The 18,410-nt window shown below is 66.2% G+C and carries 16 protein-coding genes; 9 read left to right on the top strand and 7 right to left on the bottom strand.

Annotated elements, in window-relative coordinates; translation table 11 throughout:
- The first annotated feature begins 14 nt into the window (after positions 1–14).
- A complete protein-coding gene (locus RAM80_RS27160) occupies positions 15–1,799 on the top strand; it encodes an IlvD/Edd family dehydratase (RefSeq protein WP_416423466.1) in 1,785 nt (594 codons plus the stop codon).
- Between the two features lie 16 nt (positions 1,800–1,815).
- On the top strand, positions 1,816–2,985 hold the full coding sequence (locus RAM80_RS27155; protein ID WP_416423465.1) for a fumarylacetoacetate hydrolase family protein: 1,170 nt from the start codon (positions 1,816–1,818) through the stop codon (positions 2,983–2,985).
- Positions 2,986–3,103: 118 nt separating this feature from the next.
- Here the strand turns inward: RAM80_RS27155 and RAM80_RS27150 are convergent, their stop codons facing one another.
- Positions 3,104–4,447, bottom strand: coding sequence for a histidine kinase sensor domain-containing protein (locus RAM80_RS27150; RefSeq protein WP_416423464.1), 1,344 nt, complete (start codon positions 4,445–4,447; stop codon positions 3,104–3,106).
- The gene (locus tag RAM80_RS27145) at positions 4,444–5,157 is read right to left on the bottom strand and encodes a response regulator transcription factor (protein ID WP_416423463.1); all 714 of its coding nucleotides are present in this window, start codon (positions 5,155–5,157) and stop codon (positions 4,444–4,446) included. The genes RAM80_RS27150 and RAM80_RS27145 overlap by 4 nt, the downstream gene beginning before the upstream one ends.
- 233 nt (positions 5,158–5,390) lie before the next feature.
- Between RAM80_RS27145 and RAM80_RS27140 the strand changes: the two genes are divergently transcribed.
- Complete coding sequence (locus tag RAM80_RS27140) at positions 5,391–7,601, top strand: TonB-dependent siderophore receptor (protein ID WP_416423462.1); 2,211 nt, start codon at positions 5,391–5,393, stop codon at positions 7,599–7,601.
- A 115-nt stretch (positions 7,602–7,716) separates the two neighbouring features.
- Positions 7,717–9,135, top strand: coding sequence for a YncE family protein (locus RAM80_RS27135; protein ID WP_416423461.1), 1,419 nt, complete (start codon positions 7,717–7,719; stop codon positions 9,133–9,135).
- 301 nt (positions 9,136–9,436) lie between these two features.
- On the opposite strand, the gene RAM80_RS27130 is transcribed toward RAM80_RS27135, so the two are convergent.
- From RAM80_RS27130 to RAM80_RS27110, 5 genes are all read right to left on the bottom strand, one after another.
- Positions 9,437–10,132, bottom strand: a complete 696-nt coding sequence (locus tag RAM80_RS27130) for a TerC family protein (RefSeq protein WP_416423460.1) — start codon at positions 10,130–10,132, stop codon at positions 9,437–9,439.
- A gap of 9 nt (positions 10,133–10,141) precedes the next feature.
- Complete coding sequence (locus RAM80_RS27125) at positions 10,142–11,431, bottom strand: CitMHS family transporter (RefSeq protein WP_416423459.1); 1,290 nt, start codon at positions 11,429–11,431, stop codon at positions 10,142–10,144.
- Positions 11,432–11,513: 82 nt separating this feature from the next.
- Complete coding sequence (locus RAM80_RS27120) at positions 11,514–12,203, bottom strand: RraA family protein (RefSeq protein WP_416423458.1); 690 nt, start codon at positions 12,201–12,203, stop codon at positions 11,514–11,516.
- A 14-nt stretch (positions 12,204–12,217) separates the two neighbouring features.
- Positions 12,218–13,192, bottom strand: coding sequence for a hydroxyacid dehydrogenase (locus tag RAM80_RS27115; protein WP_416423457.1), 975 nt, complete (start codon positions 13,190–13,192; stop codon positions 12,218–12,220).
- An 85-nt stretch (positions 13,193–13,277) separates the two neighbouring features.
- Positions 13,278–14,183: a LysR family transcriptional regulator gene (locus tag RAM80_RS27110; protein WP_416423456.1), complete on the bottom strand. Its 906-nt coding sequence runs from the start codon at positions 14,181–14,183 to the stop codon at positions 13,278–13,280.
- A 105-nt stretch (positions 14,184–14,288) separates the two neighbouring features.
- Between RAM80_RS27110 and RAM80_RS27105 the strand changes: the two genes are divergently transcribed.
- The 5 genes from RAM80_RS27105 to tal all read left to right on the top strand — a co-directional run bounded on the left by RAM80_RS27105 (position 14,289) and on the right by tal (position 18,396).
- The gene (locus RAM80_RS27105) at positions 14,289–14,711 is read left to right on the top strand and encodes an NUDIX hydrolase (protein WP_416423455.1); all 423 of its coding nucleotides are present in this window, start codon (positions 14,289–14,291) and stop codon (positions 14,709–14,711) included.
- 216 nt (positions 14,712–14,927) lie between these two features.
- Positions 14,928–15,725 carry an endonuclease/exonuclease/phosphatase family protein gene (locus RAM80_RS27100; protein ID WP_416427572.1) on the top strand — a complete coding sequence of 266 codons (798 nt, stop codon included), beginning with the start codon at positions 14,928–14,930 and terminating at the stop codon, positions 15,723–15,725.
- A complete protein-coding gene (locus RAM80_RS27095; protein ID WP_416423454.1) occupies positions 15,722–16,150 on the top strand; it encodes a hypothetical protein in 429 nt (142 codons plus the stop codon). The genes RAM80_RS27100 and RAM80_RS27095 overlap by 4 nt, the downstream gene beginning before the upstream one ends.
- A 122-nt stretch (positions 16,151–16,272) precedes the next feature.
- Positions 16,273–17,274 carry a tRNA dihydrouridine(20/20a) synthase DusA gene (gene dusA, locus RAM80_RS27090; RefSeq protein WP_416423453.1) on the top strand — a complete coding sequence of 334 codons (1,002 nt, stop codon included), beginning with the start codon at positions 16,273–16,275 and terminating at the stop codon, positions 17,272–17,274.
- Positions 17,275–17,469: 195 nt separating this feature from the next.
- On the top strand, positions 17,470–18,396 hold the full coding sequence (gene tal, locus RAM80_RS27085; protein WP_416423452.1) for a transaldolase: 927 nt from the start codon (positions 17,470–17,472) through the stop codon (positions 18,394–18,396).
- Positions 18,397–18,410 lie beyond the last annotated feature (14 nt).

Genomic DNA, 18,410 nt, shown 5'->3' with positions numbered 1-18,410 from the left:
CCCCGGAGCCTGCCATGAGCCAAACCCCACCCCGCCGCCTGCGCAGCCAACTGTGGTTCGACGACCCCAGCCACGCCGACCTGACCGCGCTGTACACCGAACGCTACATGAACCAGGGCCTGACCCGCGCCGAGCTGCAGTCGGGCCGGCCGATCATCGGCATCGCCCAGACCGGCAGCGACCTGACGCCCTGCAACCGCCACCACATCGAACTGGCCAAACGGGTCAAGGACGGCATTCGCGACGCCGGCGGCATTCCCATGGAATTCCCCGTGCACCCCATCGCCGAGCAGTCGCGCCGGCCCACCGCGGCGCTGGACCGCAACCTTGCCTACCTGGGCCTGGTGGAAGTGCTGCACGGCTACCCGCTGGACGGCGTGGTGCTGACCACCGGCTGCGACAAGACCACCCCGGCGTGCCTGATGGCGGCCGCCACCACCGACCTGCCGTCGATTGTGCTGTCGGGCGGGCCGATGCTGGACGGCTGGCACAAGGGCAAGCTGATCGGCTCGGGCACGGTGCTGTGGCATGCGCGCAACCTGCTGGCCGCCGGCGACATCGACTACGAAGGCTTCATGGAGATGACCACCGCCGCCTCGCCCTCCATCGGCCACTGCAACACCATGGGCACGGCGCTATCGATGAACGCCCTGGCCGAAGCCCTGGGCATGTCGCTGCCCGGCTGCGCGAGCATTCCGGCGCCGTACCGCGAGCGCGGGCAGATGGCCTACGCCACCGGCCTGCGCATCGTCGACCTGGTGCGCGAGGACGTGCGCCCCTCGCAGATCATGACCCACGCCGCGTTCGAGAACGCCATCGCCGTGGCCTCGGCCCTGGGCGCGTCCACCAACTGCCCGCCGCACCTGATCGCCATCGCCCGCCACAGTGGCATCGACCTGAGCCTGGACGACTGGCAGCGGGTGGGCGAAGACGTGCCGCTGCTGGTGAACTGCATGCCGGCCGGCGAATTCCTCGGCGAGGGCTTCCACCGCGCCGGTGGCGTGCCGGCGGTGATGCACGAACTGGACAAGGTCGGCCGCCTGCACCGCGACTGTCGTAGCGTCAGCGGCCGCAGCATGGGCGAGATCGTCGCGGCGGCGCAGACCGTCGACCGCCAGGTGATCCGCAGCTACGAAGAACCGCTCAAGCACCGCGCCGGCTTCATCGTGCTGAGCGGCAACTTCTTCGACAGCGCCATCATGAAGATGTCGGTGGTCGGCGAGGCGTTCCGCAGCACCTATTTGAGCGACCCGCAGCAGCCCAACTGCTTCGACGCCCGCGCCATCGTCTTCGACGGCCCGGAGGACTACCAGGCGCGCATCAACGACCCGGCGCTGGAAGTGGACGAGCGCTGCATCCTGGTGATTCGCGGCTGCGGCACCGTGGGCTACCCCGGCAGCGCCGAGGTGGTGAACATGGCGCCGCCGGCCGAGCTGATCAAGCGCGGCATCGACTCGCTGCCGTGCCTGGGCGATGGCCGCCAGAGCGGCACCTCGGCCAGCCCGTCGATTCTCAACATGTCTCCGGAAGCGGCGGTGGGCGGCGGCCTGGCGCTGCTGCGCACCGGCGACACGCTGCGCATCGACCTCAACAGCCGCAGCGTCAACCTACTGGTGGATGACGCCACCCTGGACCTGCGGCGCCAGGAGGCGCTGCCGGCCATTCCGCCCTCGCAGACGCCATGGCAGGAGCTGTACCGGCAACTGGTGGGGCAATTGTCCACCGGCGGTTGCCTGGAGCCGGCCACGCTGTACTGGCGGGTGATTCCGGAAAACGGCGCGCCGCGCCATTCTCACTGAGTGCAAGGACGGCCTTATGTCACTGACCATTGAAAATTCCCTGCCCCACGACTGGCAACGCGCCACGCTGATCGGCCGCGCCTGGTGCCCCGGCACCATCGCCGGCCCCGCCGTGGTGGTGATTCGCGACGGCCGTGTGCTGGACTGCACCGCCAGCTTCGCCACGGTGAGCGAACTGCTCAACCGCCACGACCCGCTGGCCGCCGTGCGCGGCGCCAGCGGCACCGACCTGGGCAGCGTCGAGGCGCTGCTGGGCAACAGCGGCGAACAGCGCGACGACCGCCGCCCTTCCCTGCTGGCGCCCATCGACCTGCAGGTGATCAAGGCCGCCGGGGTGACCTTCGCGGCCAGCATGATCGAGCGGGTGATCGAGGAAAAGGCCGCTGGCGACGCGCGCCAGGCCGAGCGCATTCGCGCCCTGGTGCACGAGGTGATCGGCGACAACCTGCGCGACTTGCAGCCCGGCTCGCCCCAGGCCATGCAGCTCAAGCAGGTGCTGATCGAACAGCAGATGTGGTCGCAATACCTGGAGGTGGGCATCGGCCCCGACGCCGAGATTTTCACCAAGGCGCCGGTGCTGGCCGCGGTGGGCAGCGGCAGCGCCATTGGCGTGCACCCCGGCTCGCACTGGAACAACCCGGAGCCTGAAGTAGTGCTGGCGGTGGACAGCCACGGGCGCATTCATGGCGCCACCCTGGGCAATGACGTCAACCTGCGCGACTTCGAGGGCCGTAGCGCCCTGCTGCTGAGCAAGGCCAAGGACAACAACGCCTCGTGCGCGCTGGGGCCGTTCATTCGGCTGTTCGACGAGCATTTCAGCCTGGACGAGGTGCGCGGCTGCGAGGTGGGTTTGCGTGTGGAGGGCGAAGACGGTTATGTGCTGCAGGGCCGCAGTTCCATGGCGCAGATCAGCCGCGACCCCGAAGACCTGGCCGGCCAGGCGCTGAACGCCAACCACCAGTACCCCGACGGTTTCGTGCTGTTCCTGGGCACGCTGTTCGCCCCCACCGAAGACCGCGACCAGCCCGGCCAGGGCTTCACCCACAAGGCCGGCGACCGTGTCAGCATCCACAGCCCGGCCCTGGGCGGGTTGCACAACCACGTCACCGGCAGCGACCAGGCGCCGCCGTGGACCTTCGGCGTAGCGGCGCTGATGCGCAACCTCTCCCGCCGCGGGTATTTGTAGCCCGCCCCTGGCTGCGACTGTCTTTGTGGGAGCTGGCTTGCCAGCGAGTTTTTAGGGCCTCAACAGCTCGCTGGCAAGCCAGCTCCCACAACATCGCGTCCGAGGCCCACACGGTCCATCACGCCACCGGCAACCGCAGGTTCAACCGCAACCCCGGGTTAAGGTTCTGCGCCCACAGTTCCCCGCCCTGCAACTGCACCCGGCAGCGGGCGATGGTCAGGCCCAGGCCAAAACCGTCGCCCCCCGGGCGGCTGGCGCTGAGGCGGGTGAAGGGTTCGAAGATGCCCTCCAGCGCGCCCTCGGCCACGCCGGGGCCCTGGTCATCGATCCACAAGTGCCAGTGATCCGCCTCGCGCCGGCCGCCCAGGCGCACCTGGCCGTGGCTGGGGGAATGGCGGATGGCGTTGCGCAGGATGTTTTCCAAGGCCTGGGCCAGGCCGTTGAGGTGGCAACGCACCCAGCAGGCGTCGCCCAGGGTGTTGGGCAGCTGCTCGGGCTGCCAGCCGGACTCGAAGCAGGCGTCCTCGCGCAGCATCTCCCACAAGGTACCGACGTCCACGGCGTCCAGCGCCAGCTGCGGGCGTTCGGTGTCCAGCCACACCAGCTCCAGGGTGTCGTCCACCAGCTGGCGCATGCCCTGCACCTCACGCGCCAGGCGCTGGCGCAGGGCCTCGGCGTCGGCGTCGCTTTCCACCGCCACCTGCAGGCGGCTCAGGGGCGTGCGCAGTTCGTGGGACATGTCGCGCAGCAGCCGCCGTTGCAGCGCCACGGTGCGTTGCAGGCGGTCGGCCATGTGATGAAAGGCGCGGCCCAGGTCGCCCAGCTCGTCGCCACGGCGGCTGATGGCCGGGTCCAGCCGCGCGCCCAACTGGCCTTCGCGCAGGGCATTGGCGTAGGCATGCAGGTGCGCCAGCGGGCCGATCAGCAGCCGGTACAGCAAGGCGCCCAGCAGCAGCGCCAGGGCGCCAGGCACCAGCCAGTGGGCCACCACCTGCCAACCCACCGAGGTGGTGGGCACGAAACGTTCGGGCAGGCGCATCACCAGCTGCCCGCTGCCGGGGTCCACCGGGAAGGCGATCTTTATGATCGGCCGCTCGCGGGCGCGGTCGCTCATGGCCCAGTCCAGCTCGCGGGCGAAGCCCAGGCGGTGGCGCTCCACGCCGCTCAGGCGGCGCTCGCCCAGGGGTTGCAGGTCGGGGCCCAGCAGCACTGCCCAGCCCGGTTCGCGGGCGTTGAACTGCAGCAGCCAGCGGTCGATTTCCGCCGGGCCGCCGTTGCGCCACACTGCCTCGGCTTCGGCGGCATAGCCCTGCAAGGTGTTCTGCGCCGCGGGCGACAGGCGATAGCCCTCGCGCTCGAAATGCATGCCCCAGGAACGGCTGACGCAGATGATCAACAGGATCAGCACCAGCAGCAGCCCGCTCAGGCTCCAGAACAGCGAATGACGCCCGGGCAGCTTCATGGCTGGTTCCTCAGCACGTAGCCCTTGCCCCACACCGTCTCCACCCGGCCCTCGAAACCGATGGCCGCCAGCTTGCGGCGCACGTGGCTGACGTGCAGGTCCAGCACCCGGTCCTGCAGCGAATAGGGGCGGTGCAGCACGCGCTGGTAGAGGAAGGTCTTGCTCAGCACTTCCTCGGGGTTGGCCAGCAGGGTTTCCATCAGCCGGAACTCTACCGGCGTCAGCCCGGCGCGCGCGTGGCCCAGCACCAGGTCCTGGCTGCCGTCGTCGCAGCGGCGCAGCGCCCCGCTCGCGTGGCACACCGGCGGCGTGCGCTCGTAGGCCACGCGGCGCAGCACGGCGTCGATGCGCACGTCCATCTCGCCCATGCTGAACGGCTTGGGCAGGTAGTCGTCGGCGCCCTGGCTGAAGCCGACGATGCGGTCCTGCTCGGCGCCCAGGGCCGACATCAGAATCACCGGCACGCGGTTCTGCCGCCGCAACTGGCCCAGCAGGCTCAGGCCGTCGCGGCTGGGCAGCATGATGTCCATGAGGATCAGGTCGTAGCCGCGCCAGTCGTGCAGGTCGTCGCTGCCGGCCACGTCGTTGCACACCGTCACCTCGAAGCCGCGCTTGCGCAGGTGCTGGCCCAGGTGGGCGGCAAGCAACAGGTCGTCTTCCACGGCGAGGATTCGCGGCGCGGCAACAGGTGGGCAGGTACTGGCAATCACGGGGCAAGCTCTCGGCGGACTACGGGGCGACTCGGATGCAAATTATAATTGTTATCAAATATAGCCAAACCACCTTTACGAAATTTACAAACCGGCGCTGCGGGTAAATTTTGTAAATACGATTTACTCTCAATTACGACACCCTATCATCGCCCCCCGTCTGGACGACTGCCCCGCCCTGCGACATGGACTGCCGCGGCTGGGGCCTCAATCACTCAAGGGGAGTTATCGTCGTGCTTTTTCATGCCTCACTCAGTCGTCTCACGCTGGCCATCCTGGCGGCCTCCGTCTCACCCGCGCTGCTGGCCGAAGACGCTGCCATCACCCTGGACAACACCCTGGTCACCGCCGAGAAAGAACTCAAGCAGGCGCCGGGCGTGTCCGTGATCACCGCCGACGATATCCAGAAAGCCCCGCCGGTGAACGACCTGTCCGACATCATCCGCAAGATGCCCGGCGTCAACCTCACCGGCAACAGCGCCAGCGGCGTGCGCGGCAACAACCGCCAGATCGACATTCGCGGCATGGGCCCGGAGAACACCCTGATCCTGATCGACGGCCTGCCGGTGGAGTCGCGCAACTCGGTGCGCTACGGCCGCACCGGCGACCGTGACACCCGCGGCGACACCAACTGGGTGCCAGCCGATGAAGTGCAGCGCATCGAAGTGCTGCGCGGCCCCGCCGCCGCCCGCTACGGCAACGGCGCGGCGGGCGGCGTGGTGAACATCATCACCAAGCAGCCCACCCAAGAAACCCACGGCAACTTCAGCGTCTACACCGACATGCCCAAGGACAAGGACGAGGGCGCCACCAAGCGTGCCACCTTCGGCCTCAGCGGCCCGCTGACCGACAACCTGACCTACCGGGTGTACGGCAACCTGAGCAAGACCGACCGCGACAGCAGCGACATCAACGTGGGCCACGAAGCCGCCGGCGAGGCCGCCGCCTCGGGCGCCGAGGGCGTGCGCAACAAGGACATCAACGGCCGCCTGAGCTGGAAACTGGATGACCGCCAGAGCCTCGACTTCGACGCCAGCTACAGCCGCCAGGGCAACATCTACGCCGGCGACAACCAGTACAACCAGAGCCTGACCAGCAAGAAGGCCGCCAGCGCCGCGCCGTGGGTAGGCCGCGAGACCAACGTGATGTACCGCAACAACTTCGCCATCACCCACAACGGCGACTGGGACTTCGGCACCAGCAAGTTCTTCCTGCAGTACGAGCACACCCGCAACCGCCGCCTGGACGAGGGCCTGACCGGTGGCGTGGAAGGCACCATCGACTCCACCGACTTCTCCACCAGCGACCTGAAAAGCTACCTGGCCCACGGCGAATTCAACCTGCCGCTGGCCACCCGCCTGCCCCAGGTGCTGACCCTGGGCGGCGAGTTCAACCGCCAGGAACTCGATGACCCGGCCTCCACCAGCCAAGCGCTGTCCTCGGGCAGCTACTACAACGGCAGCACCAGCGCCGACAGCATCGCCGGCTTGGCCTCGGGCACGCGCAGCAGCAAGGCGGCGGCCAACATCGGCTCGCTGTTCGCCGAGGACAATATCGAGCCCTGGGAAGGCGCCACCCTGACCCCCGGCGTGCGCATGGACGACCACACTAACTTCGGCGTGAACTGGTCGCCCAGCCTGAACATGTCGCAGAAGCTCAACCAGGACTTCACCCTGAAGGCCGGTATCGCCCGCGCGTTCAAGGCGCCGAACCTGTACCAGCTCGACCCTAATTACCTGCTGCTGAGTTCGGGCAACGGCTGCCCCATCGGCAGCACCGGCAGCTGCTATATCCAGGGCAACGACGACCTCAAGGCCGAGACCAGCGTCAACAAGGAAATCGGCCTGCAGTTCAAGCGCGACGGCTGGGTGGCGGGCCTGACCTTCTTCCGCAACGACTACCACAACAAGGTAGTGGCCGGCACCGACGTGCTGGGCTACTCCTCGGGTGGCAACATGATTCTCAAGTGGGAGAACGCCAGGAAGGCCGTGACCCAGGGCCTGGAAGCCAACCTGACGGTACCGCTGGCCGACAACCTGACCTGGACCACCAACGGCACTTACATGCAGGAAAACAAGGACCTGGACACCGGCAACGTGCTGTCGATGATTCCCAAGTACACGGTCAACTCGATGCTGGACTGGCAGGTGAACGACAAGTTCTCCACCCAGCTGAGCATCACCAGCTTCGGCCGCCAGAAGCCACCGACCGTGGGCACCACCAAGGTCGACGCCGCCGGCGTGAACACCGACGAGGTGGGCGCCTACAGCCTGGTGAACCTCAACGTCGGCTACCAGGTGACCAAGAACGTGCGCCTGGGCGCCGGCGTGAACAACCTCTTCGACAAGAAGCTGTACCGCGAAGGCAACTCCAACAGCGCCGGCGCGGCCACCTACAACCAGCACGGCCAGGCCGTCTACGCCAGCGTGGCCACTTCGTTCTGATGCTTTACAAATGTACCAAAGTGTAAAAATCAGAATGCGAATCATTGCTTATTGATATGATCGCTGCCCCGCGGGCCTCCGCGGGGCATGCCCCTCTTTAAACATGGAGTCTTCGATGAAACCTCGCAATCGCGCGCTGTCCCCCGCCAGCCAACTGTGCAAGCTGGCCTCGCTGATCGGCCTGATGAGCCTGGGCATGCAGGCCGCCATGGCGCAGTCGGCGTTCGACACCCCGGACCCGGACTACCAGGGCCAGATCATGGCCATGCCGGCCGAAGGCGGCGCCATCACCGCAGGCAGCGACGTGCACCTGATGGGCCGCGGCTTCAAGCCGGGCCAGCACATCACCCTGACCCGCGGCACCACCGTGCTCAACGCCGAAGCCTACGTGGCTGACGCCCAGGGCGGCTTCAAGGGCGAACTGAAAGTGCCGGCCGACGCCGCCGTGGGCCAGCAGCCAATTGTGGTCACCGTCAGCAACCCGGCGGCCGCCGCCGTGCTGCCGCTGAAGATTTCCCCGGTGGTACCGCTGTCGGGCACCGAGCGCTTCAAGCAGACCAGCACCAAGCTGGTGCCGGGCCTGTACCAGTCGGCGGTCAGCGCCAAGAGCGGCGCAGTGTTCGTGACCGCCGCCGTGGGCCGCCCGCCGGTGAAGGAATCGCAGCTGCTCAAGCTCAACCCCAACACCCTGGCCGTCGAAGCCCGCGCCACCCCGGCCGCCGCCCCGGGCCGCGAGCCGGGGAACGTCTATGCCGTATACGGCGTGGGCGTCGACGACCGCAACGGCAACGTTTGGGTCACCAACACCCGCCAGAACAGCGTGGCCGTGTACCGCCAGTCCGACCTGGGCCTGGTCAAGCAGTTCGCCCCCGACACCGTCGCCCACGCCCGTGACGTGGTGGTGGACGCCGGCCTGGACAAGGCCTTCGCAGGCGCCACCGGCACCTCGACCATCGTCATGTTCGACGCCGGCAAGCAGACAGTCGAACGCACCATCGAGATCAAGTCCAACCAGCGCGGCGAGCGCGCCGCGCCGTTCACCGTCGCCAGCCTGCACCTGGACGCCCAGAACCACAAACTCTACACCGTGAGCCTGAGCACCAACGAAGCGGCGGTGATCGACGCCAAGACCGGCAACGTGGAAAAAGTGTTCCCCATCGAAGGCGTGAAAATGGCCATGGGCGTGGCCTACGACGCCAAGACCAACCGCCTGTTCGTGGCCGCGCAGAACAGCGACAACCTGGCCATCGTCGACGTCGCCAGCGGCAAGACCCTGCATCTGGTACCCACCGGCGCCGGCCCGCTGAACGTCACCTTCGACCCGGTCAAGCGCCTGGCCTACGTCAGCAACCGCGGCGCCGGCACCGTCACCGTGGTCGACCCGGACGGCAAGCTGGTGGCCAACCTGGACGACGGCACCTTCCCCAACCACGTCGCCACCGATGGACAGGGCAACGTGTTTGCGGTGAACAAGTCCAAGGGGGCGGATGACAAGGATGGTGATCGCATCACGCGCATTACCCAGGTGCGCTGATAGCCCCCTGACGCGGCCTGCGGCCGCTGCTACGGGTTGACCTGTAGCAGCGGCCGCAGGCCGCGTCACAGGCTCCCTCCTCCCTACCAGGACTTACCCTACAACAAACCGACCTCGCACAAAGGACGGCCGCAGTAATCTCTGCCAAGGTAATTGTTGCTACGACCCTCCCTGTGGGACCGGGCTCTGCCCGCGAAGGCCTCAATGCAGAGGCTCAGGCAAACCGTATTGTTCTTTTCGCGGGCAGAGCCCACTCCCACGAAAGCCAGTTGCACCCCTGTAGCAGCGGCCGCAGGCCGCGTCACAGACGACGCGAAGCCTGGGCGGCCGGCTGGTGGCTGCCCAACCAGGCGCCCAAGGCCACCACCAGCACTGCCCCCGCCGCACTCGCCGGCCAATGCAGCCACGTCACCTCGACCAACCCCGGCACCAGCCGCGCGCTGTCACCGGCCATGCCCCCCGCGATCCAGCCGATCAACCCCGCGCCCGCTTGCACCAGCCACGGCCAGCGCTGCATCGCCGCCAGCACGAAGCGGCTGCCCAGGACGATGATGGGGATGCTGATCAGCACGCCCGCCACTACCAGGTAGACGTTGCCCCGCCCTGCCCCGGCCACCGCCAGCACGTTGTCCAGGGACATCACCACGTCGGCGACGATGATGGCCTTGATGGCGCCCCACAGGCGCGTGCCGCCATCGATTTCCTCGGCGTCATCTTCACGGTTGGCGGCCAGCTTGATGCCGATCCACAACAGCAACAGCGCCCCCACCAGCTTCAACCACGGCACCGCCAGCAGCTGCATGGCGAAGCCCAGCATCACCACCCGCACGCCAATGGCCCCGGCCATGCCGCCGTAGATGGCCTTGCGCTGCAGCGCCTTGGGCAGACGCCGGCAGGCCATGGCGATGACCACGGCGTTGTCGCCACCCAGCAGCAGGTCGATGGCGATGATCTGCGCCAGGGCAGTCCACAGGAAAGGGTCGGTTATCCAGTTCACGGGGGCACCTCAATGAACGAACAGCGGGAAGATGCCGGTCAGCAGCGACACCGCCAGCAGAATCAGGCAGCTCACCAGCGACCAGCGCAGGGTGTAGCGCTGGCTCTCGGCGTAGTCGAGCTTGAGCATGCTGACCACAAGGTAGGTGGACGCCACCAACGGGCTGAGGATGTGCACCGGCTGGCCGATCAGCGAGGCGCGGGCCATCTCGATGGCGCTGATGCCATGGGCCTGGGCGGTCTGCGCGAGGATGGGCATGATGCCGAAATAGAACACGTCGTTGGACACCAGCCAGGTCACCGGAATGCTCACCAGCGCGGTGATCACCGCCATGAACGGCCCGAACGCTTCCGGTATCACCTTCAGCAGGCCCTGGGCCACCGAGTCGGCCATGCCGGTGCCGGTCAGCACGCCGGTGAACACGCCGGCGGCGAAGATCAGGCTGGACACCGCCAGGATCGGCGGCGCATGCAGCTCCAGCTGCGCCTGCTGATCCTTGAGCCGCGGGAAGTTGACCACCAGCGCCAGGCACGCGGCAATCATGAACAGGTAGCTCAGCGGCAGCAGTTCCAGGCACAGCGCCAGGATCAGCAGCACCGTCAGGCACCAGTTGAAGACGAAGCGCCAGCCGCTGTCGCCACGGTGCTCCTTGTGGTCGGCAAAATGACCGTTGAGGTCAATGGCACCGCCCAGGCGCGCGCGCTCGCGGCGGCCGAACAGCCAGGCCAGGGCGAAGGTCCATAGCATACAAGCCAGCAGGCCCGGCAGCATGGGCACGAACATCTCGCCCACGTCCACGTGCAACGCCGTGGCCGCCCGTGCGGTCGGCCCGCCCCAGGGCACCATGTTGCCCAGCCCCGCCACTTGCAGCAGCAGGCAGCACACCATGGGCAGCGACAGGCCCAGGCGTTTGTAGATGGGCAGGAACGCCGACAGCACGATCATATAGATGGTGGCGCCGTCACCGTCCAGGGCGACGATGAACGCCAGCGCTACGGTGCCGACGAAGATTTTCACCGGGTCGCCGCGCACCGCGTTGACGATGCGCGTCACCAGCGGGTCGAACATACCCGCCTCGGTCATGGTCAGGAAGAACAGCATGGCGAACACCATCATCACGCCGTTGGGCGCGACCATGCGCACGCCATCGAGGATGAATTTGCCGACGTCGGCGTGGAAGCCACCGATCAGCGCGAACACCGTGGGGATCAGGATCAGCGCGGTCAACGCCGAGAGTTTCTTGCTCATCAGCAAGAAGATGAAGCAGGCCAACATGATAAAACTGAGCATCATGAGCATGGCGTTTTCCTGTTTTTTATAGTTGTACAGGGGGTGCCGCGAGCGGCATCACCGCAACCGATGATGCCGACATTCTAGCCAGTCAGACGGGCAGGCCCTTGCTGCGCAGCAATGAATCGAAGCGCTCCGGGTCGGCAGTGCCAGCGCGGTTGGTCTCGCGGATGCCCGCCTCGCGGTCCAGGTGCGCCAGGGTCTTGGGCAGCAGCGCCGCGGCGTCCTGGGCCGGGATGGCGATGACGCCGTCGGCGTCGCCCAGCACCAGGTCGCCGGGCAGCACGCACAGGCCGGCGCAGGCGATGGGCACGTTGATCTCGCCCGGGCCGTCCTTGCTCGGGCCACGGTGGGTGTGGCCGGCAGCGAACACCGGGACGATGCCCTCGGCCAGTTCTTCCAGGTCGCGCACAGCGCCGTCGATGACGATGCCGCCCAGCTTCACCCGCAGCGCGGTGGTGCGCACCAGGCCGCCGATGACCGCCTGGCTGACGTCGCCGCCGCCGTCGATGACCAGCACGTCGCCAGCCTGCACCATCATCAGCGCCTTGTGCACCATCAGGTTGTCACCGGGGCGCACGCGCACGGTGAAGGCCGGGCCGCAGAGCTTCAGCGACAGATCGCCATGGTAGGCGCGCAGGCCGCGGGCGCCGATGCTGCGGCCCATGCAATCACCGGCAACCGCCACGGGAATCTCGCGGAAGGCCTGCACCAGGTCTGCCGGCAGGCTGGCGACGCGTGGGTTGATGCGGTAGCCCGCAGGCCATTGTTGAGCAGTCATGACAGTACTCCAGTTCAGTGTTGAAGAACCTGTGGGTTGACGCAGGCGCTGGCAGCAGGCGGCATGCCGTCGAGAAAGCCCAGCACGTTGCGCGCAGCACCTGCGGCCATGGCAGCCAGCGCCGCCGGAGTGGAGCCACCCACGTGCGGGGTCAGCACCACGTTGTCCAGGCGCAGCAGCGAGCTGTCGGCCGGCAGCGGCTCCACGGCCATGGTGTCGAGGCCGGCGGCGTACAGTTGGCCGCTGGCCAGCGCCTGCACCAGCGCGGCTTCGTCCACCACTTCGCCACGGGCGGTGTTGATCAGCAGCGCGCCTTCGGGCAGCAGCGCCAGCTGTTCGGCGCCGATCAGGTTGCGGGTCTGGGCGGTGAGCGGCACGTGCAGGCTGAGCACCTGGCTGCGCCCGAGCAACACGCTCAAGTCGTCGATGCGCTCGGCGCCATCCAGCGCGGCGTCGGCGGGCAGCAGCGGGTCGTGCACCAGCACCTGCATGCCGATGGCCTGGCAGGCCCGGGCCACGCGCCGCGCCACCTGGCCAAAGCCGATCAGGCCCAAGGTCCGGCCGCTCAGCTCCAGCCCGTCCTGGGCACGAGACCAGCGGCCCTGGCGAATTTCCCGATCCATCCAGCTGACCCGGCGGGCGGCGGCGAACATCAGGCCCAGGGTCATTTCGGTGACCGATTGCGCATTCGCGCCGGGCGTCACGTACACCGGGATGCCCCGCCCAGTGGCGGCAGCCACGGCGATATTGCTGACGCCAACGCCGTGCTTGGAGATGACTTTCAAGGTAGGACAGCCGTCGATGGCGGCGGCGGTCAGGTCCAGGGTGCGGGAGATAACGGCGTCCACCGGCTCGCGAGCGAGAATGCGTTCGATGTCGGCGGGGCCTTGCTCGGGTGTCACGTACAGCACCCGGCAACCCTGGGCCCGCAGCAGTTCCAGGCCAGCGGGCGCCAGGCGTGGGGCGGTCACAAGAATGGTATGAGGCATGGGCAGGATCTCTGGCTTGTTATTGTTCGCTGCCGAAAGTATCCCCGCGGTTATCCTTTATTTCTATTAGCGTATTTTCAAGAAATCATTCTTCGCAGGAATGATTTAACCGCAGGATCTCAATGAAGCGCCGCGTAGCCGGCGACAGGTAGCCGTCAGCGCGGTGCAGCACGCCGAAACGCCGGGCCATGGTGGTCAGCGGGTTGGGAATTTCCACCAGGCCGCCGCCGTGGCGGCTGTCGGCCAGGTTGCGCCGTGAGAGGAAACTCAGCAGCCCGGTCTCGGTGATCAGGTTGGGCACCGCGGCGATGGAGCTGGTGGCGATGGCCACCCGCGGCGCCGGCAGTCCCTGGGCCAGGAACGCCTGGTCCAGCCACTGGCGCGTGGCCACCGATGGCGCCGAGAGAATCCAGCGGTACTCGCACAACGCTTCCAACCGCACCTGGCGCCCGGCCAGCGGGTGGTGGGCGCTGGCGGCCACCACCACTTCGTCACTGGCGATGGGCAGCTCCACCAAGTCATCGTTGCGGGTGCCCAAAGGCCCCACCACCAAGTCCAGCAGGTCCTTGCGCAGGGAGTCGTGCAGCACGTCGTTCATGCCAATTTGCAAATCCAGCACCACCGCCGGCGCTTCTTCCTGCAACAGCCGGCAAGCACGCGGCATCAGGTATTCGGCGGTGGTGGCTGCCGCGCCGACGCGAATGGTGCCGGCCAGGCCCTTGCCCAGCGACGAGGTCTGCCGGTGGGTTTCGTCGAGCATGCGCTCGATCAGCAGCGAGCGGTCGCGCAGCAACTGCCCGGCATCGGTGAGGCGGATGCCGCGGCCGATGCGCTCGAACAGCTCGGCGTCGTAGGCGCTTTCCAGGCGGTCGATGCACTTGGACAACGCCGACTGGGAGATATGCAGCGCCTCGGACGCCCGCCCCAGGTGGCCCAGTTCGGCGACCTTGATGAAGTAGACCAGGTCGCGAATCTGCAGGTTGATGCTCATCGAGGCGGTGCTCCCGGCAATCCTTGTGGGTGGGCGCGCAAGGATACCTTATGCACCGCCCGCACCGCCCTGTAGAGTGGCGCCAAGCCCTGCCGAGGATTCGCCATGCCGCCCCACCCGCCCTTTTCCGGCGCCAAGATCGCCCTGCTGTGCGAAGGCCAGATCCTCACCTACCAGCGCGACGACAAACCGAGCATCCCCTGGCCGGGGCTGTGGGACTTGCCCGGTGGTGGCCGTGAGGGCGATGAAACGCCTGTGCAGTGCGCCGCCCGCGAGACCTGGGAAGAGTTCGGCTTGACCCTGGATGAAAGCTGGATCGTCTGGACCCGCGCCTACCCTGGCCAGGGCATGAACGGGCTGGATACCTGGTTCTTCGTCGCCCAGGTGCCGGTGGGCACCTTCGAACAGGTGGTGTTTGGTGATGAAGGCCAGCGCTGGGAGGTGACTGGCGTGGAAGCGTTCCTGGCGCGCAGCGACGGTATCGACCGGCTGCAGGCGCGGCTGCGCGAATACCTTTCGGCACGGTGACGGGTCTCAAAGGGTAACAGTTCAAGGATTGTCCGAAGCGGCCGCCACGATACAATTCCGACCTCCAGACTCTGCGGCAACTTCAAGACGATAAAGGAGTGAGCAGCGATCAATTGCAACGCGGCAATGACCTGAAGGCTGACTCTCGTGATGCTGAACATGACATGGTGAAACTATCGACTTGCACCACCGGCGGCAGGCGCCTCGCGATACCCCATCACCCCGGCCTTCGATGAAATCATCAGGTCGCTGCTGCAGGACCGGAATTCGGACATCGTTGGACTATGCGAAGTTGATGACACGGATATCGAACATATTGAGCAATTGCTACAACGCCCCGCCCTCTCACACTTCAAGGTCATCAGCCTTTACAAAAAAGGCCGCTCCATTGACGACTTGTGCCTGATCTACAACACAACCCGGCTTGTTCCGAGGGGTACGCCGCAGTACGCCAACGCTCGTGATACCACTTACGACACGTGGCTGAAAGCAGGTGTTTTCATATGCCTTGAGTTGCACGGCCTTGGGCTTGTATTCATCGGGCTGTCTCACTGGCAAAGCCGTAATACCCTGCCAGAGGGCTCACCCTCGCGTTTCAAGCTGGGCGTGGCGCTAAATGCGACGGTGACGAAGATTCGTCGTGAAAACCCAGGCGCGCCCATCATTCTGTGCGGCGACTACAACGACGAGCCCTTTGACCCCTCCGTTGTACATGGGCTGGGCGCCACCCGCGATGTATCGCTGCTCAAGACCCGGAAAAACGCCCTGTTCAACCCATTCTGGCCCCTGATGGGGTCGCCCAGTTGCAGCGAACTGCCTCCCGGCACGTTCCTCACCAGTGGCAAGGGCGTGTCCTCGCTGCTGATGTTCGACCACATGATGCTGTGCTCGGCGGCCTTGCGCTGCTGGAAAGTGGCGGATAGAGCGGTGCTCAATGAGATACCCGCCAAGGAATGGAAAAAAGTATCAGACCACTACCCTATCTTCCTGACTCTCAAGAGCGCCACCCCATGAACTTTCTAGACGCCGTAAAACAGGGAATGTGCAAGGCGCGCGAGGCCGATGCTGCCACCTGTGAAGTCAACACGATATTCGAGGCCATCAACCTGGACCTGGCGCGATTCGACGAATCGGTAAACCTCAAGCTTGCACGAACGGTATCCACCGTCGCATCAATAAAATCAGTGACCAGCTTCTTCACCGAAGTCACCAGCGAATACGCCCCCGAAGATGTCATCCAAATCACCGTGACAACACAGGGCGCTTCGACCACGTCGGTCATCGCGAAGTGGCGCCAGCACACCGATGGCTTCCCTTGCGTGCTGTCATTTGAAGGGGAAGAGTTCACCTGCACAACGGGCGATGACCTGCGCGCGGCCTTCTCGGAGCTATTCAGCACAGCCAGCTTCGGCCGGGCGCTGGTGGCGTCATTGGAATAAGCGGAAACCCGGGCTGCGGGCGGGTCTGGTAGAATAGCGGCCTAGATCCGCCCATCACCCATGGGCCCTCGGCAGCATGCACCCTGACCATGCCGCCCCTACGCCCAGAATGTCCGAGCAATATGTCTTCCAATACCGCTGCCGTAACTGCCGTTGAACCCTCGCGCCGCTTCAGCGTGGCCCCCATGATGGACTGGACAGACCGCCACTGCCGCTTCTTCCTGCGCCTGCTCTCCGCCAACGCCCTGCTCTACACCGAGATGGTCACCACCGGCGCGCTGCTCAACGGTGACGCCGCGCGCTTTCTGCGCCACGACGACACCGAGCATCCGCTGGCCCTGCAACTGGGTGGCAGCACGCCGGCAGACCTGGCGGCGTGCGCGCGCCTGGCGCAGGAGGCCGGGTATGACGAGGTGAACCTGAACGTGGGTTGCCCCAGTGACCGGGTGCAGAACAACATGATCGGCGCGTGCCTGATGGGGCACCCGGCTCTGGTGGCCGATTGCGTGAAGGCGATGCGCGATGCGGTGTCGATTCCGGTGACGGTGAAGCACCGCATCGGTATCAATGGCCGCGACAGTTATGCCGAGCTGTGCGATTTCGTCGGCCAGGTGCGTGAGGCCGGGTGCCGCAGTTTTACCGTGCACGCGCGCATTGCAATCCTGGAGGGCCTGTCGCCCAAGGAGAACCGTGATATTCCGCCGCTGCGCTATGACGTGGCGGCGCAGTTGAAGGCTGATTTCGCGGACCTTGAAATCGTGCTGAACGGCGGCATCAAAACCATGGCCGAGTGCCAGGCGCACCTGAATACGTTTGACGGGGTGATGCTGGGCCGCGAGGCGTATCACAACCCGTACCTGCTGGCGACGGTGGACCAGGAGCTGTTCGGCAGCACGGCGCCGGTGATTTCCCGTGCCGAAACCCTGGCGAAGATGCGCCCCTATATCGCCCGGCATATCGAGGAAGGTGGCGCGATGCACCACGTGACCCGGCATATCCTCGGCCTGGGCCAGGGTTTCCCGGGGGCACGCAAGTTCCGCCAGTTGCTGTCGGTGGACATTCACAAGACCAACGACCCGCTGGGGTTGCTGGACCAGGCAGGTGGGTTGCTCGAAGGTCGCTGATGCCCTGTAGCAGCGGCCGCCAGGCCGCGTCATGGACGTTGCGCACGTGACGCTGCCTTCGGCAGCTGCTACGGGGAACCGTTGCGGCCTTTTGGGGCTCTAAACGGCAGTCTTCTTCCACCCGGTGGCCGCAGCGCTTGAGCGCTTGGCGGCGGTCGGGTAATGTCACTCAATCGCACAGGACAGAGCACGCTCATGACTTCCAAGCTGGAACAACTCAAGCAATTTACCACTGTGGTTGCCGACACCGGTGACATCGATGCGATCAGCCGCCTCAAGCCCGTGGACGCCACCACCAACCCTTCGCTGCTGCTCAAGGCCGCGTCGATGCCCGGCTACGCCGAGCTGCTGAACGACGCCGTGCGCGACGTGAAGGGCGATATCGGCCTGGCCTGCGACCGCTTCGCGGTGTCGGTGGGCAGCGGTATCCTCAAGGTGATCCCGGGCCGCATCTCCACTGAAGTGGACGCCCGCCTGTCGTTCGACGAACCAGCCCTGCTGGGCAAGGCCCACCAGTTGATCGACCTGTACGACAAGGCCGGCGTTGGCCGCGACCGCGTGCTGATCAAGCTGGCGTCCACCTGGGAAGGCATCCGCGCCGCCGAGAAGCTGGAGAAGGAAGGTATCCAGACCAACCTGACCCTGCTGTTCTCGTTCGCCCAGGCCGCCGCCTGCGCCGACGCCGGGGTGTTCCTGATCTCGCCGTTCGTGGGCCGCATCTACGACTGGTACAAGAAGTCCACCGGCCAGGAATACACTGGCGCCGAGGACCCGGGCGTACAGTCGGTCACCCGCATCTACAACTACTACAAGGCCAACGGCTACGACACCGTGGTGATGGGCGCCAGCTTCCGCAACATCAGCCAGATCGAAGAGCTGGCCGGTTGCGACCGCCTGACCATCAGCCCCGAGCTGCTGCAGAAGCTGTCGGATGACACCGGCACCCTGGCGCACAAGCTCAAGCCAGGCAATGGCGGCGAAGCCAAGCACCCGTTGACCGAGGCGCAGTTCCGCTGGGAGTCCAACGAGGACGCCATGGCCACCGAGAAGCTGGCCGAAGGCATTCGCCAGTTCGCCCGCGACCAGGAAAAACTGGAAGCGCTGCTCAAAGCCAAGATCTGATCGCGCCGCAGCAA

It is taken from the genome of Pseudomonas sp. App30, assembly GCF_047947025.1.
Taxonomy (GTDB): domain Bacteria; phylum Pseudomonadota; class Gammaproteobacteria; order Pseudomonadales; family Pseudomonadaceae; genus Aquipseudomonas.
This window is presented reverse-complemented; position numbering and strand designations above follow the sequence as displayed.